We start from the raw sequence: 24,063 nt of genomic DNA, 5'->3' as shown, positions 1-24,063 counted from the left end.
AGCGCCAGAACCTCGGTGGTAACCGGGCAGGGCGCCCGGCCCTCCAGGTTTGGCGGCTGTCGTCTGGAGTCTGCTGCCTGCCTGGCGGCGCACGGTTCGGGGGCGGCGATGGAGCCGACCGAACCTCCGCCAAATCCCGCAGCAGCGGGCTGCGTGCCCGCTTCGGTATCGCCGCGGCGCTGTCAAGCAGTCGCAGCTTCACGCCCCAGCCTGTAAACTGCGGCTTTCCAGCGGCAGCAAAATCCATGACTCCCCTGATTTTCGTCACCGGCGGCGTGGTGTCCTCCTTGGGCAAGGGCATCGCAGCGGCCTCGTTGGCGGCCATCCTCGAAGCGCGCGGCCTGCGCGTGACGATGATGAAGCTCGACCCCTACATCAACGTGGACCCGGGCACCATGAGCCCGTTCCAGCACGGCGAGGTCTACGTCACCGACGACGGCGCCGAGACCGACCTGGACCTGGGCCATTACGAGCGCTACCTGCGCACGCGGCTGAGCCGCAAGAACTCGATCACCACCGGACGGATCTACGAGAACGTGATCCGCAAGGAACGTCGCGGCGATTACCTCGGCGGCACCGTGCAGGTGATCCCGCACATCACCGACGAGATCAAGCGCCTGATCGTGGAGGCCACTGAGGGCTTCGACGTGGCCCTGGTCGAGGTCGGCGGTACGGTCGGCGATATCGAGTCGCTGCCGTTCCTGGAAGCGATCCGCCAGCTGCGCACCGAGCGCGGCCCCGAGCACGCGTTGTTCATGCACCTGACCCTGGTGCCGTACATCGCCGCGGCCGGCGAGCTCAAGACCAAGCCGACCCAGCATTCGGTCAAGGAACTGCGCTCGATCGGTATCCAGCCCGACGTGCTGTTGTGCCGCAGCGAACAGCCGCTGCCCGACGGCGAGCGCCGCAAGATCGCCTTGTTCACCAACGTGCCGGAAAAGGCGGTGATCTCGGCGGTCGATCTGGACAATATCTACAAGCTGCCGCAGTGGTTCCATGAGCAGGGCCTGGACGCGATCGTGCTCGACCGTCTGCGCCTGCAGCCCGGTCCGGCCAACCTGAGCGAGTGGAACGAAGTCGTCGATGCCTCCGAGCATCCGGTCGACGAGGTCACCATCGCCGTGGTCGGCAAGTACATCGACCATCAGGATGCGTACAAGTCGCTGTCCGAAGCGCTCAAGCACGGCGGCCTGCGCCAGCGCACCAAGGTCAAGCTGAAGTGGCTCGAATCCAGCGAGATCGAGCGCGACGGCGTGGAGCCGCTCAAGGGCGTCGACGGCATCCTGGTGCCCGGCGGCTTCGGCGATCGCGGTTTCGAGGGCAAGGTCGCCACGGCCCGGTACGCGCGCGAGAACAAAATCCCGTATTTCGGCATCTGCTACGGCATGCAGGCGGCGGTGGTCGATTACGCGCGTCATGTGGTCGGTCTGGAAAACGCCAACAGCACCGAGAACGACAAGCACAGCCCGCATCCGGTGATCGGCCTGATCACCGAGTGGCGCACCGCCACCGGCGAGCTCGAGCGCCGCAGCGAAGCCAGCGACCTGGGCGGCACCATGCGCCTGGGCCTGCAGGACCAGCGGATCAAGCCCGGCACTCTGGCGCGCGAGTTGTACGCCAAGGACGTGGTCGGCGAGCGTCACCGCCACCGCTACGAGTTCAACAACCGCTACCGCACCCAGCTCGAAGACGCGGGCCTGGTGATCGCGGCCAAGTCGATGGACGACCTGCTGGTCGAAATGGTCGAACTGCCGCGCAGCCAGCATCCGTGGTACCTGGCCTGCCAGGCGCACCCGGAATTCCTGTCGACGCCGCGCGATGGCCACCCGTTGTTTATCGGCTTCGTGCGCGCCGCGCGCGAGGCCAAGGCCGGCGGCAAGTTGTTGAAGGAAGTGCGGGGATGAGCCCGGCCGTGCGGGCTGCGCCCTTCGAGTCCCAGGCGCTGAAACTCAGCGCCTGGCTGGCGGTGGCCTGCCTGGTCGTGCCGCTGCTGGGCGCGGCGGGATATCAGTATTGGCTGCGGAGTACCGGAGCGGGAGACGGCTTCGGGATGATGGGACTGTTTTTCGTGCTCGGCACGGCCGCGATCGAAGTGCCCTTGTTGATTTTCACCGTGATCGTGCTGGTGACCGGTGTGGTGGACCACCTGCGCAATCGTCGGGCCGCCAAGTCGGCGCCCGGATCGACACCCTGATCAATTGGAAACACACCATGAAACTGTGCGGTTTTGAAGTTGGTCTTGACCAACCGTTCTTCCTGATCGCCGGCCCCTGCGTGATCGAGTCGATGCAGTTGCAACTCGATGTCGCCGGCCAGCTCAAGGAAATCACCTCGGCGCTGGGCATTCCCTTCATCTTCAAGTCCAGCTTCGACAAGGCCAATCGCACCTCGGCGACCAGCTTCCGCGGCCCGGGCATGGAGGAAGGGCTCAGGGTGCTGGCCGAGGTCAAGCGCCAGATCGGCGTGCCGGTGCTCACCGACGTGCACGAATACACGCCGATGAACGAGGTCGCCTCGGTCGTCGACGTGCTGCAGACGCCGGCCTTCCTGTGCCGGCAGACCGATTTCATCCAGAACGTGGCCCGCGCCGGCAAGCCGGTCAACATCAAGAAGGGCCAGTTCCTCTCGCCCTGGGAGATGAAGCACGTCACCGCCAAGGCCAAGGCCACCGGCAACGAGGCGATCATGGCCTGCGAGCGCGGCGCCAGCTTCGGCTACAACAACCTGGTCAGCGACATGCGCTCGCTGAGCGTGATGCGCGACACCGGCTGTCCGGTGGTGTTCGACGCGACCCATTCGGTGCAACTGCCCGGCGGCATGGACGGCAAGTCCGGCGGCCAGCGCGAGTTCGTCCCGGTGCTGGCGCGCGCGGCGATCGCGGTCGGCGTCTCGGGCGTGTTCATGGAAACCCACCCGCGCCCGGAAGAAGCCCTGTCCGACGGCCCCAACGCCGTGCCGCTGCCGAAGATGCGCGGCCTGCTGGAGACCCTGGTCGAACTGGACCGGGTCACCAAGAAGAACGGGTTTTTGGAACAGGACTTCTGATGCGGCGCGGCTGGGGGATCGGGGTGTCGCGAGGGCTCGTGCTGCTGACGGGCCTCGGTCTGGTCTGCGCCCCGGCCATGGCCTGCAGGACGGTTCCCGCGCATCAGCCGCCGGCTGCGGTCGAGGTGGCCGATACCGCCGCATGGATCTTCATCGCCCACGTCGAGACGGTTCACCCGCTGACCCCGGAACAGGATGAGTTGGCGATGCGCATCATGTCCGGCAACGTACCCATGAACGTGAGTTTCAGTTTGCCGACGCAACTGGCCGATGCTTCGTTGAAGCGCGCTCTCAAGGGCGCGGGGGACGGTGCGAAACCGCTGGTGCTGCAAAGCGATGTCAGCAACTGCGGCTTACCGCTCAGCGCCGGCGCCGACTACCTGATCCTGGCCAACCCGCCGAAAAATGCGAACGACGGCATACGCCCCTTGGCCGGTTCGTTCAAACTCGACGACACTGCGGCCAGCCGAGCCAAGCTCGCCGAACTGCAAGCCCACCTTTCCACTCAGACCTCCTCGACCCCATGACCTCGATCACCCAGATCCACGCCCGCGAAATCCTCGACAGCCGAGGCAACCCGACCCTGGAAGCCGAAGTCACCCTGGCCGACGGCAGCTTCGGCCGCGCCCTGGTCCCCTCCGGTGCCTCCACCGGCAGCAAGGAAGCCGTGGAACTGCGCGACGGCGACAAGACCCGTTACCTCGGCAAGGGCGTGCGCAAGGCGGTCGAGAACGTCAACACCACCATCGCCCAGGCCATCAAGGGCCTGGATGCGACCGATCAGGCCGGCCTCGACCGCCGCATGATCGACCTGGACGGCACCGAGAACAAAGGCCGCCTGGGCGCCAACGCGCTGCTCGGCGTTTCGCTGGCCAACGCGCACGCCGTGGCCGCTTCGAAGAAGCTGCCGCTGTGGAAGTACCTGGCCGGCGACCGCCAGGCCGTGTTGCCGGTGCCGATGATGAACATCATCAACGGCGGCGCGCATGCCGATAACAATGTCGACCTGCAGGAATTCATGATCCTGCCGGTCGGCGTGCCGACCTTCGCCGAGGCGCTGCGCGCCGGCGCCGAGGTGTTCCACGCGCTCAAGTCGGTGCTCAAGGGCCGCGGCCTGAGCACGGCGGTCGGCGACGAAGGCGGTTTCGCGCCGGACCTGCGCAGCAACGAGGAAGCGCTGGAAACCATCCTGGAAGCGATCGGCAAGGTCGGTTACAAGGCCGGCGAAGACATCCTGCTGGGCCTGGACGTGGCTTCGACCGAGTTCTTTGATAACGGCAAGTACCACCTGGTCGGCGAGGGCAAGCGCCTGACCAGCGAGCAGTTCGTCGACTTCCTGGCCAACTGGGCCGCGCAGTACCCGATCGTGACCATCGAAGACGGCATGGCCGAAGACGATTGGAGCGGCTGGAAGCTGCTGACCGACAAGATCGGCAACAAGGTGCAACTGGTCGGCGACGATCTGTTCGTGACCAACCCGAAGATCTTCAAAGAGGGCATCGACAAGAGCGTGGCCAACGCGATCCTGATCAAGGTCAACCAGATCGGCACCCTGACCGAAACCCTGGAAGCCATCGCCATGGCCGACCGCGCCAAGTACGCAGCGGTGGTTTCGCACCGTTCGGGCGAAACCGAGGACACCACCATCGCCGACATTTCCGTCGCCACCACCGCGACCCAGATCAAGACCGGTTCGCTGTGCCGCAGCGATCGCGTGGCCAAGTACAACCAGTTGCTGCGCATCGAGGAAGCCCTGGGCGCGGGCGCCCGTTACGCCGGTCGCGACGCGTTCGTGTCGCTGCGCCGCTGAGTCCGGTCTGAGCGCTATGGCTCCGATGGCGGGCAAACGCTGGCTGGCCGTGCTGGTACTGGCCTTGCTGGGGTTGCTCGCCTTTCTGCAATACCGCCTGTGGTGGGCCGGCGGCGGCAGCGGCGGCAGCGTCGCTGCGCTACAGGCCCAGGTCGACGGGCAGACCCGCGACAATCAGGGGCTGCAGCAGCGCAACGGCTCGCTGGCGGCGGAAGTGGAAGACCTCAAGTCCGGCGAGGCCGCGGTCGAGGAACGCGCGCGCAGCGAGCTGGGCATGATCAAGCCCGGCGAGACCTTCTATCGCGTGGTCGAAGCCAAGCCGCAACAGCCCGGCCCGAATGCGGCTGCGGCGGTCAGCGCGGTGCAGAACGGCCCGGCGGCCGACGATCGCACGACCGATGAAGAACCGGGGCTGGAAGAACAGGTCGACGAACCGCCGACCGAAGTGCCGCCGCAGACACCGCCGCCGCAACCCATGCCCGCGCCTGTGCAAGAACGGCCCGGGCATTGAGGCAGGCGATGAAGCGCGCGCGCGATGGCGTGGTTCTCGCCGCTGGCTCGATGGAGGTATCGGGCGCTTGGGATGTTCGCGACGTCTCGCGAAACCAGCGCGGCAGATGCGACCAGCGCAGCGCGGGCGATGCGCGAAATGGAAATAACCGGCGAAAATCGAACACCGTCGTTTCGGCGTTCGCCGGAACCAGGGAAGCCATGAGGGCGGGAGTGGCGATGACGGCATCGATTCAAGCCGCGAAACCGGCCGCCCGCGCGCGCATCGGCGGCAAGCTTCGCAACCGGTGGCTCGCATGATTTGGGCCGTGCTTCCCGCCGCCGGCCGCGGCCAGCGCTTCGGCGGCGACACGCCCAAGCAGTATCTGCGCGCGGCCGGAAAACCGCTGATCGAACACGCGCTCGACGCCTTGCTGTCGCATCCGCGCGTGACCGGCGCGATGGTCGCTTTGTCGGCCGGCGACGCCTTGTGGCCGGGCTGGACGCAGTTGCACGGCAAACCGGTGCTGCGCTGCGTGGGCGGCGGCGAACGCGCCGATTCGGTGCTCGCCGCCTTGCGCGCGCTGCCGGCCGAACTCGGCGACGACAGCCTGGTGTTGGTGCACGACGCGGCGCGGCCCAATCTGCGCGGCGAGGATATCGGTCGGCTGATCGATGCGGCCGAAGCCTCGGAACAAGGCGCGATCCTCGGCGCGCCGTTGCGCGACACGCTCAAACGCGCGGGCGAGGGCTGCATCGTCGGCACCGAGCCGCGCGGGGGATTGTGGCGCGCATTCACGCCACAGGCCTTCCGTCGCGCGGCGCTGACCGCGGCACTGGCCGATGCCGCGGCGGCGGGCGTGATCGTCACCGACGAGGCGTCGGCGATGGAGCGCATGGGCGTGCGCCCGCGTCTGGTCGAAGGCCGCGAGGACAATCTGAAAGTGACCACGCCGGCGGATCTGGCGCTGGCTGAGTTTTTGCTGGGCAAACGCTGAGCGCGAGGAGGAAACCGATGGCGAGGATCGCGAGGATGATCGGCGTGCTGATCTGCCTGGTCGCGTTGATGGTCGCCGCTTTCGCGATGCTGGCCTTGCTCGACCCGGCCGGCGCCCAACTCGCCAACGATGCCGACCCCTTCGGCACGCCGCCGTCGACGGCGGCGTTATTGGGTCGGTTAGCGGTTTCGCTGGCTGTCATGGCCGGCGGAATATGGCTATTGTTGCGCCCCCGCGGCGGCCGCGCGCGACGCGACCGCCGATCCACGCCCGAACCGATCTCCGGCCAGCGCGGCACCTCCAAGGAATCTCAATGAACATCCGCATCGGCCAGGGCTACGACGTCCACGCCTTCGGCGACGGCGACCACGTCATGCTCGGCAGCGTGCGCGTGCCGCACGATCGCGGCGTGCTCGCCCATTCCGATGGCGATGTGGTGCTGCACGCGCTGTGCGACGCCATGCTCGGCGCGCTCGCGCTCGGCGACATCGGTCAGCACTTTCCACCCAGCGACGAACGCTGGCGCGGCGCCGACAGCCGCCAGTTCCTGCGCCATTGCAATGCGCTGGTCGGACAACGCGGGTATCGGCTCGGCAACTGCGATGTGACCGTGGTGTGCGAACGGCCCAAGGTCGGTCCGCATGCGCTGGCCATGCGCGAGGCGATCGCCGCCGATCTGGGCGTGGCGCTCGATGCGGTCAGCATCAAGGCCACCACCACCGAACAACTGGGTTTCACAGGGCGCCGCGAAGGCATCGCGGCGATGGCGGTCTGCCTGTTGGTCGGCGCATGAGCGACGCGCGCGATCCAGCCACAGATGCGGCCCTGCCGCGCGCCAACGGCGAGGCGGCCTTGCGCGCGCGCATCCGCAGCGCGCCGGAGGATTTTCGGGTCGAGGAGTTGCCGGGTTTCGCCGCCACCGGCAGCGGCGAGCATCTGCTGCTGACCGTGGAAAAGCGCGGCATGAACACCGCCTTCGCCGCCAAGCGCCTGGCGCAGTGGGCCGGCGTGGGCGAGGTCGCGATCGGTTATGCCGGACTCAAGGACCGCCACGCGGTCACCGTGCAGCGCTTCAGCGTGCATCTGCCCAAGCGGGTCGCGCCGGATCTGGCGGCGCTGGAAAGCGATGAGCTGCGCGTGCTCGAACACCACTGGCACGCGAAGAAATTGCCGCGCGGCGCCTTGGCCGGCAATCGTTTCGTATTGACGCTGCGCGAGGTCGAAGGCGAGCGCGAGGCGATCCAGACGCGATTGCAGCGCATCGCCGAACGCGGCGTGCCGAATTATTTCGGCGAGCAGCGCTTCGGCCGCGAAGGCGACAACGTCGCCAATGCGCTGGCGATGTTCGCCGGCCGCCGGGTGCAGCGCGAACAGCGCAGCATGCTGCTGTCGGCGGCGCGTTCGGAATTGTTCAACCGGGCGTTGGCCGCGCGCGTGCGCGACGGCAGTTGGGACGGCCTGCGCGCGGGCGAAGCGCTCGCGGGCGAGGTCTGGTCGTTGGCCGGCAGCCGCAGCGTGTTCGGCCCGGAGCCGTGGAGCGAGGCCTTGGCGCAACGCCTGGCCGCGTTCGACATTCACCCCAGCGGGCCGTTGTGGGGCCGCGGCGAGCTGCGCAGCCAGGACGCGGTGCGCGCGTTGGAGCTCGAGGCGATGGCCGGCGAACAGGCCGCGTCCTTGCGCGCCGGGCTGGAAGCGGCCGGCCTGGATCAGGAGCGGCGCGCGCTGCGTTTGCGTCCGGATGGGCTGAGCTGGCGATGGCTCGCCGACGACGCGCTGGAAGTTTCGTTCGTGTTGCCGGCGGGCGCGTATGCGACGGTGGTGTTGGCCGAACTCGGCCGGATCGAGGGCGCGCGATAGTACGACCCGTCGCATGGCGGCGAGCGAGGCGGTTTCAAAGCCCCCACGACCACCGATCCCGCCCCTGGACAGGCCGCATTCGGACACCGCGAACGACCGCTCGTCGGGTGGTATCGATGGGCACTGGCTCACGGTTTTCGCCGGCGTATAAGCCGAGTTAACAGCCGGCAGGGGCCGGTTGCCGCCCGGCGGCCAGCGCGGCCGGGTTTCATGCACGTCAGGGAGCTCAGGTCATGAACGCATCGTTGCGTGTTGCCGTCCTGTCGTTGTCCATTCTCGGTCTGGCCGCTTGCGCCGGTACTCCGACCAAGACCGCCTACGCCGCACCGGGTTTGTCCAAGCACGCGATCGAGGGCATGGACCGCGACAGCCAGTACGTGTCCGCGGTCGAGCGCGTGGCGCGGCGTCGCGGCATCGATGTGGTCTGGGTCAATCCGCCGGACCGGCGCAAGTTGGCTCGCACGCCCACGCCGTAGCGGCGAACCGGCCGTCGCGTCGGCGCGCGCGTCGACGCAGCGGCCCGATCGGCCCGCAACGGCTCAACGCCGCCGCTGCGGTTTGGCCAGCAGCACCAGCACCGCTCCGGTGCCGCCCTGCGCGGGCGGCGCGGAGTGGAAGGCGAGGATGTCGGCGCGTTGCCGCAGCATCCGGTCGACCAGATTCTTCAATACCGGCGCACCGCGGCTGTCGAGGTAATCGCTGACGCCGTTGCGGCCCTTGCCGTGGATGATCCGCACGCAGCCCAGTTCGTGCGCGCGCGCGTCGTTGAGGAAGGCGCGCAGCAGCGCTTCGGCTTCGCGCGCGCGGCTGCCGTGCAGATCCAGTTCTTCCTGCGCCGAGATCTCGCCGCGGCGCAACCGCGCGAACACCTTCGGCGGCAGCTCGTCGCTGCGATAGCTCAGCGCGTCGCCGGCCTCCAGCAGGCTTTCGTCCAGAGCGTGGCGGAATTCCTCGCGCGCCAGCGCTTCGTCGCGCTCGGCCATGCGCGGACGCGGCTTGGGTTTCGGCGCGGCCGGCGGCGGGGCCACTTCGGGCAGGCGACGGACCTCGCCGATCGCGGCACGAAACAGGGCCGCGTCGTCGTCGCCGTCGGTATCCGGGTCGGGGCGGTCGGGCAGGGGCGTCATCGGTACAGGATAATCGCCGCGCGGGGCGGAGCGCCGATCGCGCACGCCCCGATCGGCCAATTCCCGCGCGACGGGGAGAATAAAAGCCCCGGCCCTTCCTTGGGACCTGCGACCCGTCGGTAATCGGGCCAGCACCGGGGAAACACTGGCGAGGAGGGCGCGTGCCGCGCTTACTCCGTGCACCGCGCGCGTGGCGGCGATGCCGTACGAGAAAGTTGACCATGCGCGGCCGCGGGCGCGAGGTGGGTACTGTCAAAACTGACAGGTGCGGGGGCGAGCTCAGGGCAAGCGCGCGAGCGAGCGTTCGTTTGCCGGGATGGGCGTGGGGCGATACGAAATCGCGAGAACCGCGCGTGGATTCGTCGCATGCGCGAAGTCAGGGCGCCGCTGAGGCGGCGAGTGAGGCGAGAGTTCAATCGGCTGATTCGGCAAAGTCTTTGCGGCGCGGTGCCGTTGCGGGCATCGATTGGACGCGGGCGTCGTCGCTAACGAGTCTGGGCAGGTTGCGTCGACGTTGTATTCGCGCGGTCGCCGCTCGCGCCGCTCCTACGGTCGCCCTATGCAGGAGCGGCGCGAGCCGCGACCGCGAAACCTCATCTGCGACGAACCCGCCGGCCCGCGCTCACAGCACGATCAACCCCAGCGCGACCGCGCGCGCGCAGGCCGCGCGCCGGCCCTTGACGCCGAGCTTGCGCGAGACCTGTTGCAGGTGGAAGTTCACCGTGCGCTCGCTGATGCGCAGGATCATCGAGATTTCCCACGAGGTCTTGCCGATCGCCGACCAGCGCAACACCTCGCATTCGCGATCGCTGAGCTTGGCCGAACCGACTGGGCGGCGCAGCAGGCGATCCATCGCCGCGTGCATGCAACTGACGAAGTACACCGATTCGCCTAGCACCGGCAGCAGCTCGCGCGGATCGAGTTGCGACTTGTGGGTGAAGGTGGTGAAGGCCCAACTGGTGCCCGGCGACCAACTCGGCACGGTGATGCCGCCGTGCAGGCCGAATTCACCGGCCTGGGTCAGGGTTTTGCGCGTGCGCAACGCCAGGGTAATGCGCGGCACCTCGTAACTGGTGTGGCCGCGCGAATTCCACGCCACCGCCGGGAGGCCTTCGCGCGAAAGCACGATGCGCGGATCGGTCTGCTCGGATTGGGGCATGATCAGCTTGGGGTAGGTCTTCGACCAATCGCTGTCGAAGTCCTCGAAGAACACGAAGTCGCTGCCGCCGCTGAGCGGCTCGCGCAGCCGGGTGGCATAGCCGTGATGCTGGAACCCGGCCGCCCGCGTAAAGGCGGTCGCGGCCGCTTTGACCTCGTCCAGCGTGCCGGCGCGCATTACGCGATCGATATGATCCCAGTACTCCATGCCGTACCTGTATACCTGCGTCCCGGCGGGTCGAACCCATCATACGCCCCCGCGTTGGGGCTCGCGGTACGCGAAGGCGGTCGCCCTATCGGGTATCATTCAGCCTCTGATTGCCTGTCTTTTTACCAGCGGAGACTCATGCGCGTATTGGTCAGCAACGACGACGGCGTCGACGCGCCCGGCATCCGCATCCTCGCTCAGGGGCTGCGCGAGGCCGGTCACGAAGTGCTGGTGGTCGCTCCCGATCGCGATCGCTCCGGCGCCAGCAACTCGTTGACCCTGGACATGCCGGTACGGGTGAGCCAGCTCGACGAACGCACCTGGCGCGTGTACGGCACGCCGACCGACTGCGTTCACCTGGCCCTGGCGGGGATGTTGCAACTGGAACCCGATATCGTGGTGTCCGGGATCAACACCACCACCAACATGGGCGACGACGTGATCTATTCAGGCACCGTCGCCGCGGCGATGGAAGGCCGTTTCCTCGGCCTGCCCGCGGTGGCGATGTCGCTGGCGCACGGCGATGGCGAGGAGCGTCACTACCAGACCGCAGCGCGCGCGGCGGTGGAGATCATCGCCCGCCTGCGCACCGATCCGCTGCCGGCCGACACCATTCTCAACGTCAACGTGCCCGATCTGCCCTGGGCGCAGGTCGCCGGTTTCGAGGTCACCCGGCTGGGCAACCGCCATCGCGCCGAGGCCTGCATCCAGCAGACCGATCCACGCGGCCGCGCGTGGTGGTGGATCGGTCCGGCCGGCGCCGAAGCCGACGCCGGTCCGGGCACCGACTTCCATGCCGTGCGCACCGGCAACATCTCGATCACCCCGATCCACGTCGATCTGACCCGTTACCAGGCGCTGGAACAAGTCGCCAGCTGGGTCGGTGGCCTGGCCGCGGCGCTGGACGCACCGCAGCCCGAAGGCGCGAGCGTGGAGGGCGGGGCATGATCCAGCGCATGCGTTTGCAGCCCGAGGCCATCGGCAGCGGCCTGACCTCGCAGCGGGTGCGCGACCGCCTGGTCGAACGCTTGCGCGAGGCCGGCATCCGCGACGAGCGCGTGCTCAACGCGATCCGCACCGTGCCGCGCCATCTGTTCGTCGACGAAGCCCTGGCGATGCGCGCTTACGAAGACACCGCGCTGCCGATCGGCCACGGCCAGACCATCTCCCAGCCGTGGGTGGTGGCCAAGATGACCGAAGCGCTGTTCGAGGACGGCGTTCCGGGCAAGGTGCTGGAGATCGGCACCGGCTCGGGCTATCAGGCCGCGATCCTGGCCGCGCTGGGCCTGGAAGTGCACACCGTCGAACGCATCGGCGAGTTGTTGCGCACCGCGCGCAAGCGCTTCCGCCAGCTTGGCCTGAACGTGCGCAGCAAGCACGACGACGGCCGCATCGGCTGGCCGGAGAACGGCCCCTTCGACGCGATCATCGTCACCGCCGCCGCGCCGGCCCTGGTCGATGCGCTCACCGACCAGCTCGCGGTCAACGGCACCTTGATCGCACCGGTCGGCGCCTCGTCGTCGCAGTCGCTGCTCAAGTTGCGCAAGGACGCCGAAGGCAATATCAGCCAACACACGCTCGCACCGGTGGTCTTCGTGCCGCTGCTGTCGGGCATGATCGACTGACCCCCGCAGCCGACAGGAACGCACGCTTTGAAGATTTTCGGCCCGCTCTACGAGCGCACCATCACCTGGGCACGGCACAAGCACGCGCCGGCTTATCTGACCGGTTTGAGTTTCGTCGAGGCGATCATCTTCCCGGTGATGCCCGAGGTGATGCTGGCGCCGATGTCGGTGGCGCAGCCCAAGCGGGCGTTCTGGTTCGCGACCTTGAGCTTGACCGGTTCCATGCTGGGCGCCTTGGTCGGTTATTTCCTGGGCCATTACGCCTTCGAAGCGCTCAAGCCGATGTTCGCCGCGCTCGGTATGCTGCCGGCGATCGAATCGGGCATCGCCACGGTGCAGGCCAAGATGGCCGAGTCGCCGTGGGCGGTGTTCTTGTTCCTGGTGCTCGGCGGCTTCATGCCGATTCCGATGAAGGTATTCACCTGGGCGTCGGGCATCGTCGGCGTGCCTATGCTGCAATACGTGCTGAGCATGCTGATCGGCCGCGGCAAGCGCGTGTACCTGCTCGCGCTGGCGATCCGCATCGGCGGCGAACGCGCCGAGGCGGCGTTGCGGCGCTACATCGAGCCGATCGGCTGGATCGCCACCGCGCTGGTGGTCGCCGCCGTCGCCTGGTTGGTCTGGCGTTCACAACACTGAGCCACTGCTGCCGCCACACTGACGGCGGCGGCTGCACCTTCCAGATCCAATCCGCGCGAGCAGCGGCGCAGCAAGAGGACAGGCATGAGCAAGACGACCCGAACCCCGACCCTGGCGATGGCCGCCTGCATCCTGGCATCGCTCGCCCTGATCGGTTGTTCGAGCACCGTCGTCCGCGAGCCTTCCCGCGGTGGCCGTCCGACTTCTTCGCGGCCCAGCGGCGCGCGTCCGGCACCGGCGGCCTCCAAGCCGAAGTACGGCGCCACCTACACCGTGCAGCGAGGCGAGGGCCTGTACCGCATCGCCGCCAACAACGGCATCCAGATGGCCGATCTGGCCGCCTGGAACAATCTCTCGCCGCCCTACAGTCTCAACCCCGGCCAGCGCCTGCGCCTGTATCCGTCCGGCGGCGAGCGGCCCGCTTCCGGATCGCCTTCGACCGGCGCCGCGCCGCCGCGCGCGAGTGCGCCGGCGCCTGCGCCGGCCGCGCCGGTCAACAGCGGCATCCGCTGGCGCTGGCCCGCCGACGGCCCGTTGCTGGGCCGTTACGTGGCCAACGAACCGACCAAGCAGGGCGTCGACATCGGCGGCGCCAGCGGCACGCCGGTGCGCGCGGCCGCCGACGGCGTGGTGGTGTATTCGGGCACCGGCCTGGTCGGTTACGGCGAGCTGATCATCGTCAAGCACAACGAACAATGGCTGTCGGCTTACGGCCACAACCGCAAGCGCCTGGTCAACGAAGGCCAGGTGGTCAAGGCCGGCGACCAGATCGCCGAGATGGGCCGCAGCGGCGCGGCGCGCGACATGCTGCACTTCGAGGTGCGCTACAACGCCAAGCCGGTCGATCCGATGTTGTATCTGCCGGCCAAGTGAGCCGGGGGCACGCAGGCGTCGGCCGGATGCGCGAACCTCGAGTCCGGCGGCGATGATTTCGCGAGCGTGAGGGCGCGCTGAGCGCGAAACTGTCTGAAGGATCAGCATGTCGGCATCGACGGATGAAGCGCAAACCCAGCCGCTGAGCGAACTGGAAATCGATCGGCTCACCGAACTCGATTCGGGCGGGTATCTGGAGGCGCTGGCCTTCCTGGTGGTTCCCATCGTTACGGTGATCGTGTCCGACCGCTACAGCGCCGGCATGGTGTGGCCGGTGGTGGTGACGAGCTGCGTCGTGTTCGGCCTGATGCTGCTCGGCCACTTCGGCGTACGCGCGGCCATCAGGGCGGATATCGATGCGGGCATCAAGCGGTTCGCGACCGCGCGGGTCGTCAAGCTGATCGAATCCGACGAGTATCCGTTCTATCGCCTGGAGATGCTCAGCGAGGAAACGCCGGCGCAGACATTCCGCTTCACCGCGCGGCCGTCGCTGAACCTCAAGATCGTGGAGAACGAACGCGTCCGGATCGCTTATGCGCCGGCCAGCAAGACCATCATGAATATCGTCGCGGCGTCGTGCGAGTACGCATTCGCCGCCGAGAAGCAGATTTAGGCGGCGACCGCGGCCCGCCCGCCGATCAGCGACGGCTTGGGCGGCGGGGAGGGCAGTTTCGAACGCAGATAATCCAATCCGCGTCGATCCGGCGACGGGCCGTCGATGTCGTCTTGAGATTGGCTGGCGGTCATGGGCGAACTCCGAAACAACTATCGCTTTCAGTCCGAACCGAACTGATCCGGCCGGGTCGGTCGATATCGGCCTTCCGGCAACGATTCGTTCGTACGCCGATTCGAAGCCGAAGCGAATGGCCCATCGGTTCGAGTTCAAACGAAAACAGCGAAACGCGTCGTGGTTCTTCGCTTGCCATCGGTCGGCGATATCGAGCCGATTATCGTCGTGCACGACGAATCGCGTTTTCGCGGCTGAAAGTCACCGATGCAAGTGACTGGCGAATGAATGGTGACCGATGGCTACCGACGAGCGGCTCGCTGATGTCGACCGGCGGCGCGGCTGCGTTGGCAATACGCACTCACTTCTCGATTCGGCGAGTTAACTGCCAGCGAAGTAAATGAACTGATTGCGCCGCGACTGTACTGATGCGGCTTTTGGCGAGTGCGCTTGCGCGCAAAAAATAGCGACCGGCTGTCGCAGATCGAAATCGTATCGATCGCGCCCCGGCCGCATTCGAATAGTTGTTCGATATTTCGCGTGCTAGTGTCGCGCCGCGCTGGGAAGGGGGCGGCGAACGAAACTCACATAGCGCGATGGATCGCACCACAGCGGAGGGAGCCGCGACGCAAACGCATAGCCGGGAAACCAAACCATGTTGAATTTGACCCTAGACGATACGGGCCGCCAGACGGACGAGCTCGAGACCCCCGCGACTTTCGACGCGAAACCGGAAACCCGCCAGCAGTTGAGTCACAGCGAGCGCAATGCGCTGGCCGCAAAAAGCGGCGGATATTGGAAAGTGCTGGGGGCGTTGTTGATCGGCGCCGCGATAGCCGGATCGTTGGCGCTGCCGTTGGGCTTCGGCGCGGGCGTGGCCTTCGTGGCGGCGTCTCTTGCTTTCATGTTGTCGCTGAATTTTCCGATTGCGGAAAACCGCGGACGTTATGTGCGCGACGACATCGAGTTGGGAACCAAGGCGGCCGTCAGCGGCCGGGTCGTGGCGATGCGCATCGGTGGAGGCCGCTTGCGCTCGCATTGCGTGCTCACCCTGCTCAGCGACCGCACCCCCGCGCACACCTTGCAGTTCAAGCTGCCGCGTTCGGCCTACGCGGTGTTGCGCCAGGAGCAGCCGGTAACCGTCTGGTACGCGCCGTCCAGCGGAATCGTGCTGGAGTTGAATTCGGCTTCGTATCGGTATCGCCTGGGCGATAACGAACACGCGGCGCGGGTTTAAGGTTCGCTCCGCATTCGAAGCGGCGAAGCAGTAGCCCCTCTCCCGCAAGCGGGAGAGGGAGAGAGACAAGGATTGAGCCAAGTCGGCTCGTCAGAGTTTCTCGCGCTGCACGCACAGCGACGAAGGCCGCTTGTAGTCGTAGCCCCAGGTACGGAAGCCGGCGCTGTCCACATGCAGACGACGCGCGTCGTAGAAACCCAGGCCGAACCCGGTCGCCGGTCCGCGTTTGCGCCAGAACGCGCACAGCGACTGCGCGTCGATATCGGCGGCGAGGTCGAAATCGTAGGCGCCGCCGCTCATATGCCGGCTGCGCGAGCTGCCGCCTTCGCAGCGATTCAAGGCTGGCTCGCGGTAAGCGGACGTGATTTCGGCGCCTTCCAGCAGGTCGGCGCGGCGTAGCTCACCGATCAGACGCAGCGTGCGTGCGGTATCCGGCCAAGCGGGTTTCGGCGGCAACGCGAATTCGGCTGCGCCGCACAGTCGCCAGCGCCGTCCGGAGCGTAGCAACTCGCTCATCGGCACGAGATCGGCGACGCCTTGAGCACGCAGATAACCCCGGTATTCATCGGCTTTTTCGCGTTGGCCGCCGGCGAGCCAAGTTTCATAGCGTTCGGCAGGCGAGGGCGCGCGGCAGCCGGCGATCAGAATCGCCAAGGTCAGACACGAACACCACGCTGCGGTGAAACGAATGTTCGAGTCTGTAGTTTTCTTCGGGCTGCTCGCTGTAGGAGCGACGCGAGTCGCGACTGCGACCTCTAAGTTCCGACGCAGCCGCGATGTCGCGGTCGCGACTCGCGTCGCTCCTACAGTCGGATAGGGGCTGGTCGCGGTATTGGCGGGTTGCTTCGAACAGGCCGCGCGCGAACTCACGCGCCGAGGACGAATCCGGCGACCACGCGCCGGCCTTCGCCGGCCAGCACGTTGAAGGTGCGCGCGGCGGCGGCGTTGGTCATCGATTCCAGCCCGACGCCGCGGCGCAGGCAGGCGGCCAGGGTCGCGGCGGGCGGAAACGCCTGGGTCGCGCCGCAGCCGAGCACGATCAGCTCCGGTTCCAGCGCGAACAGCGGCTCGAGTTCTTCGATGCTCAGCGTGCGCGCACCGCCCACCGCCCAGTCCTCGATCAGTTGGTTCGGCGCCAGGATGAAGCTGCGCTCGAGCCGGCGTTGGTTCACCAGGGCGGCCTGGCCGTCGGCGCCGCGCAAGAAGAACTCGTGATCGGGGTTTTCCAGAGTCAGTAGCATGGGGTGAAGATTTGGGATGGGTGATTCGTTAAAGCGATCGCGTGGTCTCGTCGAAGATCTCGGAATCCCGAATCCCGGCCTCTCAGGCCCGCGGCAACACGATCTGCCGCTTGTCCTTGCTGGCCCGGTACAGCACGGCGGTGTGGCCGATGCGTTGGACCAGGGCGGAGTCGGTACGGGCGGCAATCTCACCGATCAGTGAGTCGCGACCCTCGCGGTCGTCGGCGCCGACCTTCACCTTAATAAGCTCGTGGTGCTCCAGGGCCAGATCGATTTCGGCGATCAAAGTGTCCGTCACCCCCTTACCGCCGACCTGGAGCATCGCTTTGAGGTCGTGGGCCAGTCCGCGCAGGAAGCGGGTCTGGGCGGAGGTCAGCAGGGTCGGCATCGGGTCACACGAACGGAGCGGGAAGGGCGCTCAGGGTATCATGGCGCCCCCAACCCTCACCGGGACGGCCGCCCGCCCATGGCGACCCGCAGCAAATCCAGCCAGCGCTGGCTCAAGGAACACTTCTCCGACCCCTTCGTGAAGAAGGCCAAGGCCGAAGGCTTGCGCTCGCGCGCGGCCTACAAACTCGAAGAACTGGTCGAACGCGACCGCCTGCTCAAGCCGGGCATGGTGGTGGTCGACCTCGGCGCCGCCCCCGGCGGCTGGTCGCAGTGGATCCGCACCGAGCTGGACCGGCTCAACGCCAAGCAGCCCGGGCGGATCATCGCCCTGGACATCCTCGACATGCCCGGACTGGCCGGGGTCGAGTTCATCCTCGGCGATTTCCGCGAGGACGAAGTGCTGGCCCGGCTGGAAGCCGGCCTGGGCGGGCAAAGCGTGGACCTTGTGCTGTCGGACATGGCCCCCAATATGAGTGGCGTGGACGCGGTGGACCTGCCGCGGGCGATGCACCTTTCGGAGCTGGCGATGGATTTCGCCGACCGGCACCTGAGGGTCGAGGGCACGTTCCTGATCAAGCTGTTCCAGGGCGTGGGTTTCGACGATTACGTGCGCGAACTGCGCCGTCGCTACGCCAAGGTCTCGATCCGCAAGCCGGCGGCCTCGCGCAAGCGGTCGCCGGAGGTGTACGCGCTGGCACAGGGCAAGAAGGCGGCGGCGACCTGAGCGTAAGACAAACAGGTTGTTGCGCCGAAGGCCGAACCGGCCGAATCTCGTCAGGTGCCCGGTCGCGGGTGTGTGACAATCTGGGCGTTACCACCGGCGCACGAGGCGTCGGAGGACACCGACCCTACGGGGTCGCAGGGTAGGAAATACATGAACGATTTGGCCAAGAATCTGCTGCTCTGGGTGATCGTCGCCGTCGTATTGATGGTGGTGTTCCAGGCGTTCGGTCCGCGCACCCCCGGCACCGAGGCGCTCGCCTACAACGACTTCATCAGCCAGGTCCAGAACGATCGCATCAAGGAGGTCAAGATCTCCGATGACGGCACGACGATCACCGGCAAGCGCAAGGACGACAGCACGTTCACGACCTACAGCACGCGCGACCCGTACCTGATCAACGACCTGATCAACCACAAGGTCGTCACCGAGCAGACCCCGCCGTCGAGCAGCCCGTCGCTGATCATGATCCTGGTCAACGTGCTGCCGTGGCTGCTGTTCATCGGCATCTGGGTCTATTTCATGCGCCAGATGCAGCAGGGCGGCAGCAAGGGCGCGATGAGCTTCGGCCGTTCGCGGGCCAAGCTGCAGGGCGAGGACCAGGTCAAGGTGACTCTGGCCGACGTCGCCGGCTGCGACGAGGCGAAGGAAGAAGTCGGCGAACTCGTCGAGTTCCTGCGCGATCCATCCAAGTTCCAGAAACTCGGCGGCAAGATTCCGCGCGGCGTGCTGATGGTCGGCCCGCCGGGTACCGGCAAGACCCTGCTGGCCCGCGCTATCGCCGGCGAGGCCAAGGTGCCATTCTTCTCGATCTCCGGTTCGGACTTCGTCGAAATGTTCGTCGGCGTCGGCGCCAGCCGCGTGCGCGACATGTTCGAGCAGGCCAAGAAGCACGCACCGTGCATCATCTTCATCGACGAAATCGACGCGGTCGGTCGTCATCGCGGCGCCGGCCTGGGCGGCGGTCACGACGAGCGCGAGCAGACCCTCAACCAGTTGCTGGTCGAGATGGACGGTTTCGAAGGCGGCGAAGGCGTGATCGTGATCGCCGCGACCAACCGCCCCGACGTGCTCGATCCGGCGCTGCTGCGTCCGGGCCGTTTCGACCGTCAGGTCGTGGTCGGCTTGCCCGACGTCAAGGGCCGCGAGCAGATCCTGCGCGTACACATGCGCAAGTTGCCGCTGGCCGACGACGTCGTGCCGATGACCATCGCCCGCGGCACTCCGGGTTTCAGCGGCGCCGACCTCGCCAATCTGTGCAACGAGGCGGCGCTGTTCGCCGCGCGCGAGAACGGTAAGGAAGTGCGCATGGAGCATTTCGACCGCGCGCGCGACAAGATCATGATGGGCACCGAAAACCGCTCGATGGCGATGAGCGAGGACGAGAAGAAGCTCACCGCGTATCACGAGGCCGGCCATGCGATCGTCGGCCGTCTGGTCCCGGATCACGACCCGGTCTACAAGGTCACCATCATCCCGCGTGGCCGCGCGCTGGGCGTGACCATGTACTTGCCCGAGGGCGACCGCTACAGCTACAACAAGATCAATATCGAAAGCCGGCTGTGTTCGCTGTACGGCGGCCGCGTCGCCGAAGAGCTGGTTTTCGGCGCCGACATGGTCACCACCGGTGCGTCCAACGACATCGAGCGCGCCACCAAGATGGCCCGCAACATGGTCACCAAGTGGGGTCTGTCGGAACTCGGTCCGATCACCTACGGCGAAGAAGAGGACGAAGTCTTCCTCGGCCGTTCGGTGACCCAGCACAAGAACGTGTCCGACGAGACCGCGCGCAAGATCGACGAAGTCGTGCGCAGCATTCTCGACAACGCCTACTCGCGCACGACCGATATCCTCAGATCCAATATGGACAAGCTGGAAGTGATGGCTCAGGCCTTGCTGCAGTACGAGACCATCGACGCTGGCCAGATCGACGAGATCATGGAAGGCCGCGATCCCGGTCCCCCGGCCGACTGGATCAAGTCTGGCAAGACCAGCAAGGACGACAAGGGTCGCCCGGGCGCGATCGGCGGGCCTGCGGCGCAGACTTGATCGGCTCGAGTTTGATCGGTTGAAGCCGCGAAAGCGGACACCGCTGAGAAATACGAAAGCGCCGGAGCTTGCTCCGGTGTTTTCTTTTGTGCGGCTGGTGGTGAGGTGGGGCTGAGTCGCTCGTGGTCGAAAGGCGTCGGGGCTCAAGCGCCTCCCACAAAAGACTTCGGGCTGAAGTTGCCCTCCGGGAGACTTCGGGCTGGAGTTGCTCTCATAAAGACTTCAGGGCCGAGGTCGCTCTCACAAGAAGTTTCGAAACTTGCGCTGCGATGTCGGCGCCTCTCCTGAGCGAAGCGCGAAGTCTTTTGTGGGAGGCGCTTCAGCCCCGACGCTTTTCGATCCCACCTGATCGAGACCGCGGCAAGGCCTCCGAGTCCGCATCGCCCGGCAAGCGGTTAGCATTCGAACCATCGTCGCCCGCACGGAACCGCCCATGTTCGACCTCGCCCCCACCCTGGACTGCAACGGCCGCCGCCTGACGCTCGACCGCCCGCGTGTGCTCGGCATCGTCAACGTCACGCCGGATTCCTTCTCCGACGGCGGCGCCCACGACACGCTCGAAGCTGCGGTCGCGCATGGACTACGGCTGGCGCAGGAAGGCGCCGACGCACTCGATATCGGTGGCGAGTCGACCCGGCCCGGCGCCGATGAAGTGCCGGTCGAGGAGGAACTGCGCCGCACGATTCCGGTGATCGAACGGCTCGCGCGCGAGACCTCGCTGCCGATCAGCATCGACACCTCCAAGCCCGAAGTCATGCGCGCCGCGGTCGCCGCCGGCGCCGGCCTCATCAACGACGTCTACGCGCTGCGCCGCGAAGGCGCGCTGGAGGCCGCGGCGGAACTCGGCGTACCGGTGATCCTCATGCACATGCTCGGCGAGCCGCGCTCGATGCAACACCAGCCCGAGTACGACGACGTAGTCGCACAGGTGCACCGCTTCCTGGCCGAGCGCATCTTCGCCGCGGAGATGGCCGGTATCGCCAAGAAGCGTATCGTCATCGACCCCGGCTTCGGCTTCGGCAAGACCCTGCAGCACAACCTCACCTTGTTGGCGCAGCTCGAGCGTTTCGCCGAACTGGGCGTACCGGTGCTGGCCGGCCTGTCGCGCAAACGCAGTATCGGCGAACTCACCGGCCGCGAGGACGCGCGCGAGCGCATCCACGGCTCGGTCGCCGCGCACCTGATCGCGGCCCAGCGCGGAGCCAAGCTGCTGCGCGTGCACGACGTTGCCGCGACCGTCGATGCGATCAAGGTATGGGAAGCGGTGGCGGCGCAGCAGCCCCCCAAGCGCGCCGCATCGCCCGCGCCGCCGAAGTGGCCCGACGACGAATGAGCGGGCTGTCGATCGCGTAAGCATCCTTGTCCACAGCGATTGTGGACATCGATAGAACCAAGCGTTCATTCGAACCCAGCACCGATCTTGCGCTAACCCGAACTCCCTGTAGGAGCGACGCGAGTCGCGACCGCGACCTGCGGTTTACGACGCAACTGCGAGGTCGCGGTCGCGAATTTCGTCGCTCCTACAGGAGGCGCTTGCGGGGACGATCCTGAGGCGAAAACGAACTGGCGATAATTTAGCCAAACTTGCCGGACCCTTGCGATGCAAAGCGTGAAACACGATTCCACTGTGTGTATCCGCAGGTTTATCCACAGCGCGTGTGGACATCGATAGCGTCAAGCATCCATTCGAACCCAGCACCGATCTTGCGCTAACCCGAACTCCCTATAGGAGCGACGCAAGTCGCGACCGCGACCTGCGGTTTACGACGCAACTGCGAGGTCGCGGTCGCGACTTGCGTCGCTCCTACAGGAAGCGCTTGCGGCGACGATCCTGAGGCGAAAACGAACTGGCGATAATTTGGCCAAACTTATCGAGCCCTTGCGAGGTAAGGCGGGAAACATGATTCCACTGTGTGTATCCGCAGGTTTGTCCACAGGCGCTGTGGAAATCGCGAATGCAGTGTTCGCGAAGGCGAAGATCGCTCGCGACCGGGGACGCCGATTTCGCCGTTCAAGTCAAGAAAATTTACTGGTCAAATTTTCGCCAACCCTCTTGCAATGCTTATGCCGCAACGCTTCGCGCGGCGTGGTCCAGAATCTGTCCGCAGGTTTGTCCACAGGCTGTGTGGACAACCGTAACCGGGTGGTCAAAAAATAGACAAACCGCCGCAATCCGTTGCGGGGCCTGCGATGCAGGCGCTTATCAACAGGCTTGCCCCAGTGGTTCTCCACATGCGCTGTGGGAAACCCGGCCGTCCCCGCGCACACGCCCGATCCGGGCGCCGCTTTCGCCGCGCCCGCGCCTGTGCGAGGCTGCCGGCTCGTTACGCTTCGCCGCCCGCATGAGCACCGCTTCCGATCCGCGCCCAATCGCCATCGCCCTGATGGGGCCGACCGCCTCGGGCAAGACCGCGCTCGCGCTGGATTGGGCGCAGCGCCTGGACGGCGAGATCGTCAGCGTCGATTCGGCCCTGGTCTACCGCGGCCTGGACATCGGCGCGGCCAAGCCGAGCGCGCAGGAGCAGGCGAGGGTGCCGCATCACCTGATCGATCTGCGCGATCCCTGGCAGACCTATTCGGCGGCCGAATTCGCCGTCGATGCGCGCCGGGCGATGGCGCAGATCGCCGAGCGCGGCCGCGTGCCGATCCTGGCCGGCGGCACCGGCCTGTACTTCCACGCTCTGTTGCAGGGACTGTCGGACATGCCCGAGGCCGACCCGGACACCCGCGCGCGGATCGCGGCCGAGGCGGCGGAGCTGGGCTGGGACGCGATGCACGCGCAGTTGGCAGCGATCGATCCGGAAGCCGCCGCGCGTATTCACGCCACCGATGCCCAACGCATCCAGCGCGCGCTGGAGGTCCACCGGCTGTCCGGCCGCAGCATCAGCGAGTGGCGCCGCGCGCCGGCGTCGGTGCCGCGGTTGCCGTTCCGCGTGCTCAAGCTGGTGCTGGCGCCGGCCGAGCGCGCGGTGCTGCACCAACGCATCGAGCGGCGGTTCGATCAGATGCTCGACGCCGGCTTCCTCGATGAGGTCCGCGGCCTGCGCGAGCTGCCCGGGCTGCGCGCGCATCCACGGCCGCTGGAACTGCCGGCGATCCGCGCGGTCGGCTATCGCCAGGCCTGGGAACATCTGGACGGCGCCTATGCCGCGGCCGAGTTCCGCGAACGCGGCATCTACGCCACCCGCCAGCTCGCCAAGCGCCAACTGACCTGGCTGCGCGGCGAACTTGACGCGCGCTGGTTCGATCCTTTGCGCGACTGCGCGGAACTGTCTTGCGCCTTGAGGCTGTTCGCTGGCGCCCGGCTGCGGGAACGGCCGCCGGGCGCATAGAATCGGGCGTGCAAACCCGGAACCGGGTCGCAATGTTTGCTTGCACTTGCGTTACCATCGGGCGGTCGCCCCTGTGGGGACAACAGCCGGCGATACGGAAGCACCCCCTTCGGGCCCCCGGGCCACGCATCGGGAACCCGCGGGTCGGGGCGCGCCGTCCTAATAACTAGAACATGCTGGGGAACTAGAAGATGTCTAAGGGGCAATCCCTGCAGGATCCTTTCCTGAACGCGCTGCGTCGCGAACGTGTACCGGTCTCGGTCTACCTGGTCAACGGCATCAAGCTGCAGGGTACGATCGAATCCTTCGACCAATTCGTGGTGCTGTTGCGCAACACCGTAAGCCAGATGGTCTACAAGCACGCCATTTCCACCGTGGTCCCCGCGCGCAACGTCCGCGTCGGCCCGGGCGGCGGCTACGTGCAGTCCGCCGACGGCAGCGACAACGGCGGCGGCGACGACGAAACGGAATGATGCGAGCGGCGGGCGGGTGAATTGAGAAACCGGTACGTCGCCTCCATATGTATTGGTTCTCTCT

General features: G+C 66.7%; 28 protein-coding genes and 1 pseudogene. 23 read left to right on the top strand and 6 right to left on the bottom strand.

The features are described 5' to 3' along the window. Positions 1-245 precede the first annotated feature (245 nt). The 12 genes and pseudogenes from ACTOWJ_RS02350 to ACTOWJ_RS02295 all read left to right on the top strand — a co-directional run bounded on the left by ACTOWJ_RS02350 (position 246) and on the right by ACTOWJ_RS02295 (position 8,675). A complete protein-coding gene (locus tag ACTOWJ_RS02350; protein WP_441332964.1) occupies positions 246-1,904 on the top strand; it encodes a CTP synthase in 1,659 nt (552 codons plus the stop codon). Further along, positions 1,901-2,194 (top strand): hypothetical protein, encoded by a 294-nt coding sequence (locus ACTOWJ_RS02345; protein WP_441332963.1) that lies wholly within the window; start codon positions 1,901-1,903, stop codon positions 2,192-2,194. Before ACTOWJ_RS02350 ends, ACTOWJ_RS02345 begins: the two co-directional genes overlap by 4 nt. Before the next feature lie 17 nt (positions 2,195-2,211). Next, a complete protein-coding gene (gene kdsA / locus ACTOWJ_RS02340; protein ID WP_441332962.1) occupies positions 2,212-3,045 on the top strand; it encodes a 3-deoxy-8-phosphooctulonate synthase in 834 nt (277 codons plus the stop codon). Further along, the gene (locus tag ACTOWJ_RS02335; RefSeq protein ID WP_441332961.1) at positions 3,045-3,572 is read left to right on the top strand and encodes a hypothetical protein; all 528 of its coding nucleotides are present in this window, start codon (positions 3,045-3,047) and stop codon (positions 3,570-3,572) included. The genes kdsA and ACTOWJ_RS02335 overlap by 1 nt, the downstream gene beginning before the upstream one ends. After that, positions 3,569-4,855, top strand: coding sequence for a phosphopyruvate hydratase (gene eno, locus ACTOWJ_RS02330; protein ID WP_441332960.1), 1,287 nt, complete (start codon positions 3,569-3,571; stop codon positions 4,853-4,855). The genes ACTOWJ_RS02335 and eno overlap by 4 nt, the downstream gene beginning before the upstream one ends. A gap of 25 nt (positions 4,856-4,880) precedes the next feature. Further along, positions 4,881-5,243 (top strand): annotated as a pseudogene (gene ftsB, locus ACTOWJ_RS02325) (cell division protein FtsB); the annotation flags it as partial. 131 nt (positions 5,244-5,374) lie between these two features. Next, a complete protein-coding gene (locus tag ACTOWJ_RS02320; RefSeq protein ID WP_441332959.1) occupies positions 5,375-5,665 on the top strand; it encodes a hypothetical protein in 291 nt (96 codons plus the stop codon). Next, positions 5,653-6,342: a 2-C-methyl-D-erythritol 4-phosphate cytidylyltransferase gene (gene ispD / locus ACTOWJ_RS02315; RefSeq protein WP_441332958.1), complete on the top strand. Its 690-nt coding sequence runs from the start codon at positions 5,653-5,655 to the stop codon at positions 6,340-6,342. The genes ACTOWJ_RS02320 and ispD overlap by 13 nt, the downstream gene beginning before the upstream one ends. A 35-nt stretch (positions 6,343-6,377) precedes the next feature. Continuing rightward, positions 6,378-6,659, top strand: a complete 282-nt coding sequence (locus ACTOWJ_RS02310) for a hypothetical protein (RefSeq protein ID WP_441332957.1) — start codon at positions 6,378-6,380, stop codon at positions 6,657-6,659. After that, a complete protein-coding gene (gene ispF, locus ACTOWJ_RS02305) occupies positions 6,650-7,135 on the top strand; it encodes a 2-C-methyl-D-erythritol 2,4-cyclodiphosphate synthase (RefSeq protein WP_441333074.1) in 486 nt (161 codons plus the stop codon). Before ACTOWJ_RS02310 ends, ispF begins: the two co-directional genes overlap by 10 nt. Next, on the top strand, positions 7,132-8,199 hold the full coding sequence (gene truD, locus ACTOWJ_RS02300; RefSeq protein ID WP_441332956.1) for a tRNA pseudouridine(13) synthase TruD: 1,068 nt from the start codon (positions 7,132-7,134) through the stop codon (positions 8,197-8,199). Before ispF ends, truD begins: the two co-directional genes overlap by 4 nt. Positions 8,200-8,432: 233 nt before the next feature. Continuing rightward, complete coding sequence (locus tag ACTOWJ_RS02295; RefSeq protein WP_441332955.1) at positions 8,433-8,675, top strand: hypothetical protein; 243 nt, start codon at positions 8,433-8,435, stop codon at positions 8,673-8,675. Between the two features lie 63 nt (positions 8,676-8,738). Here ACTOWJ_RS02295 and ACTOWJ_RS02290 read toward each other — a convergent pair whose 3' ends face one another. Both ACTOWJ_RS02290 and ACTOWJ_RS02285 read right to left on the bottom strand, forming a co-directional pair. Beyond that, the gene (locus tag ACTOWJ_RS02290) at positions 8,739-9,326 is read right to left on the bottom strand and encodes a Smr/MutS family protein (RefSeq protein ID WP_441332954.1); all 588 of its coding nucleotides are present in this window, start codon (positions 9,324-9,326) and stop codon (positions 8,739-8,741) included. 622 nt (positions 9,327-9,948) lie between these two features. After that, on the bottom strand, positions 9,949-10,662 hold the full coding sequence (locus tag ACTOWJ_RS02285; protein ID WP_441332953.1) for a LuxR C-terminal-related transcriptional regulator: 714 nt from the start codon (positions 10,660-10,662) through the stop codon (positions 9,949-9,951). Positions 10,663-10,830: 168 nt separating this feature from the next. Between ACTOWJ_RS02285 and surE the strand changes: the two genes are divergently transcribed. The 5 genes from surE to ACTOWJ_RS02260 all read left to right on the top strand — a co-directional run bounded on the left by surE (position 10,831) and on the right by ACTOWJ_RS02260 (position 14,442). After that, complete coding sequence (surE, locus tag ACTOWJ_RS02280; protein ID WP_441332952.1) at positions 10,831-11,640, top strand: 5'/3'-nucleotidase SurE; 810 nt, start codon at positions 10,831-10,833, stop codon at positions 11,638-11,640. Continuing rightward, positions 11,637-12,317 (top strand): protein-L-isoaspartate(D-aspartate) O-methyltransferase, encoded by a 681-nt coding sequence (locus tag ACTOWJ_RS02275; RefSeq protein WP_441332951.1) that lies wholly within the window; start codon positions 11,637-11,639, stop codon positions 12,315-12,317. Before surE ends, ACTOWJ_RS02275 begins: the two co-directional genes overlap by 4 nt. Before the next feature lie 27 nt (positions 12,318-12,344). Further along, positions 12,345-12,956: a YqaA family protein gene (locus tag ACTOWJ_RS02270; protein WP_441332950.1), complete on the top strand. Its 612-nt coding sequence runs from the start codon at positions 12,345-12,347 to the stop codon at positions 12,954-12,956. 84 nt (positions 12,957-13,040) lie between these two features. Further along, the gene (locus tag ACTOWJ_RS02265) at positions 13,041-13,829 is read left to right on the top strand and encodes a peptidoglycan DD-metalloendopeptidase family protein (protein WP_441332949.1); all 789 of its coding nucleotides are present in this window, start codon (positions 13,041-13,043) and stop codon (positions 13,827-13,829) included. Between the two features lie 106 nt (positions 13,830-13,935). Continuing rightward, on the top strand, positions 13,936-14,442 hold the full coding sequence (locus tag ACTOWJ_RS02260; RefSeq protein WP_441332948.1) for a hypothetical protein: 507 nt from the start codon (positions 13,936-13,938) through the stop codon (positions 14,440-14,442). Here the strand turns inward: ACTOWJ_RS02260 and ACTOWJ_RS02255 are convergent. Then, positions 14,439-14,576: a hypothetical protein gene (locus ACTOWJ_RS02255; protein ID WP_441332947.1), complete on the bottom strand. Its 138-nt coding sequence runs from the start codon at positions 14,574-14,576 to the stop codon at positions 14,439-14,441. The genes ACTOWJ_RS02260 and ACTOWJ_RS02255 overlap by 4 nt on opposite strands. 635 nt (positions 14,577-15,211) lie before the next feature. Between ACTOWJ_RS02255 and ACTOWJ_RS02250 the strand changes: the two genes are divergently transcribed. Then, on the top strand, positions 15,212-15,793 hold the full coding sequence (locus tag ACTOWJ_RS02250; protein WP_441332946.1) for a hypothetical protein: 582 nt from the start codon (positions 15,212-15,214) through the stop codon (positions 15,791-15,793). 90 nt (positions 15,794-15,883) lie between these two features. On the opposite strand, the gene ACTOWJ_RS02245 is transcribed toward ACTOWJ_RS02250, so the two are convergent. The 3 genes from ACTOWJ_RS02245 to yhbY all read right to left on the bottom strand — a co-directional run bounded on the left by ACTOWJ_RS02245 (position 15,884) and on the right by yhbY (position 17,422). Beyond that, entirely contained in the window at positions 15,884-16,447 is a 564-nt protein-coding gene (locus ACTOWJ_RS02245) for a D-Ala-D-Ala carboxypeptidase family metallohydrolase (RefSeq protein ID WP_441332945.1), read from the bottom strand. A 212-nt stretch (positions 16,448-16,659) separates the two neighbouring features. Next, complete coding sequence (locus tag ACTOWJ_RS02240; protein WP_441332944.1) at positions 16,660-17,034, bottom strand: Mth938-like domain-containing protein; 375 nt, start codon at positions 17,032-17,034, stop codon at positions 16,660-16,662. 82 nt (positions 17,035-17,116) lie between these two features. Next, positions 17,117-17,422 (bottom strand): ribosome assembly RNA-binding protein YhbY, encoded by a 306-nt coding sequence (gene yhbY, locus ACTOWJ_RS02235; RefSeq protein ID WP_441332943.1) that lies wholly within the window; start codon positions 17,420-17,422, stop codon positions 17,117-17,119. Between the two features lie 78 nt (positions 17,423-17,500). Between yhbY and rlmE the strand changes: the two genes are divergently transcribed. From rlmE to hfq, 5 genes are all read left to right on the top strand, one after another. Continuing rightward, a complete protein-coding gene (rlmE, locus tag ACTOWJ_RS02230) occupies positions 17,501-18,148 on the top strand; it encodes a 23S rRNA (uridine(2552)-2'-O)-methyltransferase RlmE (protein WP_441332942.1) in 648 nt (215 codons plus the stop codon). A 150-nt stretch (positions 18,149-18,298) separates the two neighbouring features. Next, the gene (gene ftsH / locus ACTOWJ_RS02225; RefSeq protein WP_441332941.1) at positions 18,299-20,194 is read left to right on the top strand and encodes an ATP-dependent zinc metalloprotease FtsH; all 1,896 of its coding nucleotides are present in this window, start codon (positions 18,299-18,301) and stop codon (positions 20,192-20,194) included. 433 nt (positions 20,195-20,627) lie between these two features. Beyond that, positions 20,628-21,527: a dihydropteroate synthase gene (gene folP / locus ACTOWJ_RS02220; RefSeq protein WP_441332940.1), complete on the top strand. Its 900-nt coding sequence runs from the start codon at positions 20,628-20,630 to the stop codon at positions 21,525-21,527. A gap of 1,009 nt (positions 21,528-22,536) precedes the next feature. Continuing rightward, positions 22,537-23,526: a tRNA (adenosine(37)-N6)-dimethylallyltransferase MiaA gene (miaA, locus tag ACTOWJ_RS02215; protein WP_441332939.1), complete on the top strand. Its 990-nt coding sequence runs from the start codon at positions 22,537-22,539 to the stop codon at positions 23,524-23,526. Positions 23,527-23,717: 191 nt separating this feature from the next. Further along, entirely contained in the window at positions 23,718-23,999 is a 282-nt protein-coding gene (gene hfq, locus ACTOWJ_RS02210) for an RNA chaperone Hfq (RefSeq protein WP_441332938.1), read from the top strand. The last annotated feature ends 64 nt before the right edge of the window (positions 24,000-24,063 follow it).

The organism is Lysobacter sp. CA199 (genome assembly GCF_052078715.1).
Lineage (GTDB): Bacteria > Pseudomonadota > Gammaproteobacteria > Xanthomonadales > Xanthomonadaceae > Lysobacter.
The sequence above is the reverse complement of the archived record's forward strand: the minus strand, read 5'-3'. Positions and strand labels throughout refer to the sequence as shown.

Excerpts from the sequence above, each read along its gene's own strand:
- ACTOWJ_RS02265 (WP_441332949.1), top strand. The coding sequence starts at position 13,041 with ATGAGCAAGACGACCCGAACCCCGACCCTGGCGATGGCCGCCTGCATC.
- kdsA (WP_441332962.1), top strand. The coding sequence starts at position 2,212 with ATGAAACTGTGCGGTTTTGAAGTTGGTCTTGACCAACCGTTCTTCCTG.
- ACTOWJ_RS02295 (WP_441332955.1), top strand. The coding sequence starts at position 8,433 with ATGAACGCATCGTTGCGTGTTGCCGTCCTGTCGTTGTCCATTCTCGGT.
- ACTOWJ_RS02290 (WP_441332954.1), bottom strand. The coding sequence starts at position 9,326 with ATGACGCCCCTGCCCGACCGCCCCGACCCGGATACCGACGGCGACGAC.
- ACTOWJ_RS02285 (WP_441332953.1), bottom strand. The coding sequence starts at position 10,662 with ATGCGCGCCGGCACGCTGGACGAGGTCAAAGCGGCCGCGACCGCCTTT.
- ACTOWJ_RS02275 (WP_441332951.1), top strand. The coding sequence starts at position 11,637 with ATGATCCAGCGCATGCGTTTGCAGCCCGAGGCCATCGGCAGCGGCCTG.
- ACTOWJ_RS02250 (WP_441332946.1), top strand. The coding sequence starts at position 15,212 with ATGTTGAATTTGACCCTAGACGATACGGGCCGCCAGACGGACGAGCTC.
- ACTOWJ_RS02260 (WP_441332948.1), top strand. The coding sequence starts at position 13,936 with ATGTCGGCATCGACGGATGAAGCGCAAACCCAGCCGCTGAGCGAACTG.
- ACTOWJ_RS02240 (WP_441332944.1), bottom strand. The coding sequence starts at position 17,034 with ATGCTACTGACTCTGGAAAACCCCGATCACGAGTTCTTCTTGCGCGGC.
- eno (WP_441332960.1), top strand. The coding sequence starts at position 3,569 with ATGACCTCGATCACCCAGATCCACGCCCGCGAAATCCTCGACAGCCGA.
- rlmE (WP_441332942.1), top strand. The coding sequence starts at position 17,501 with ATGGCGACCCGCAGCAAATCCAGCCAGCGCTGGCTCAAGGAACACTTC.
- ACTOWJ_RS02320 (WP_441332959.1), top strand. The coding sequence starts at position 5,375 with ATGAAGCGCGCGCGCGATGGCGTGGTTCTCGCCGCTGGCTCGATGGAG.
- ACTOWJ_RS02350 (WP_441332964.1), top strand. The coding sequence starts at position 246 with ATGACTCCCCTGATTTTCGTCACCGGCGGCGTGGTGTCCTCCTTGGGC.
- folP (WP_441332940.1), top strand. The coding sequence starts at position 20,628 with ATGTTCGACCTCGCCCCCACCCTGGACTGCAACGGCCGCCGCCTGACG.
- miaA (WP_441332939.1), top strand. The coding sequence starts at position 22,537 with ATGAGCACCGCTTCCGATCCGCGCCCAATCGCCATCGCCCTGATGGGG.
- ACTOWJ_RS02255 (WP_441332947.1), bottom strand. The coding sequence starts at position 14,576 with ATGACCGCCAGCCAATCTCAAGACGACATCGACGGCCCGTCGCCGGAT.
- ACTOWJ_RS02310 (WP_441332957.1), top strand. The coding sequence starts at position 6,378 with ATGATCGGCGTGCTGATCTGCCTGGTCGCGTTGATGGTCGCCGCTTTC.
- hfq (WP_441332938.1), top strand. The coding sequence starts at position 23,718 with ATGTCTAAGGGGCAATCCCTGCAGGATCCTTTCCTGAACGCGCTGCGT.
- ACTOWJ_RS02345 (WP_441332963.1), top strand. The coding sequence starts at position 1,901 with ATGAGCCCGGCCGTGCGGGCTGCGCCCTTCGAGTCCCAGGCGCTGAAA.
- yhbY (WP_441332943.1), bottom strand. The coding sequence starts at position 17,422 with ATGCCGACCCTGCTGACCTCCGCCCAGACCCGCTTCCTGCGCGGACTG.
- ftsH (WP_441332941.1), top strand. The coding sequence starts at position 18,299 with ATGAACGATTTGGCCAAGAATCTGCTGCTCTGGGTGATCGTCGCCGTC.
- surE (WP_441332952.1), top strand. The coding sequence starts at position 10,831 with ATGCGCGTATTGGTCAGCAACGACGACGGCGTCGACGCGCCCGGCATC.
- ACTOWJ_RS02335 (WP_441332961.1), top strand. The coding sequence starts at position 3,045 with ATGCGGCGCGGCTGGGGGATCGGGGTGTCGCGAGGGCTCGTGCTGCTG.
- truD (WP_441332956.1), top strand. The coding sequence starts at position 7,132 with ATGAGCGACGCGCGCGATCCAGCCACAGATGCGGCCCTGCCGCGCGCC.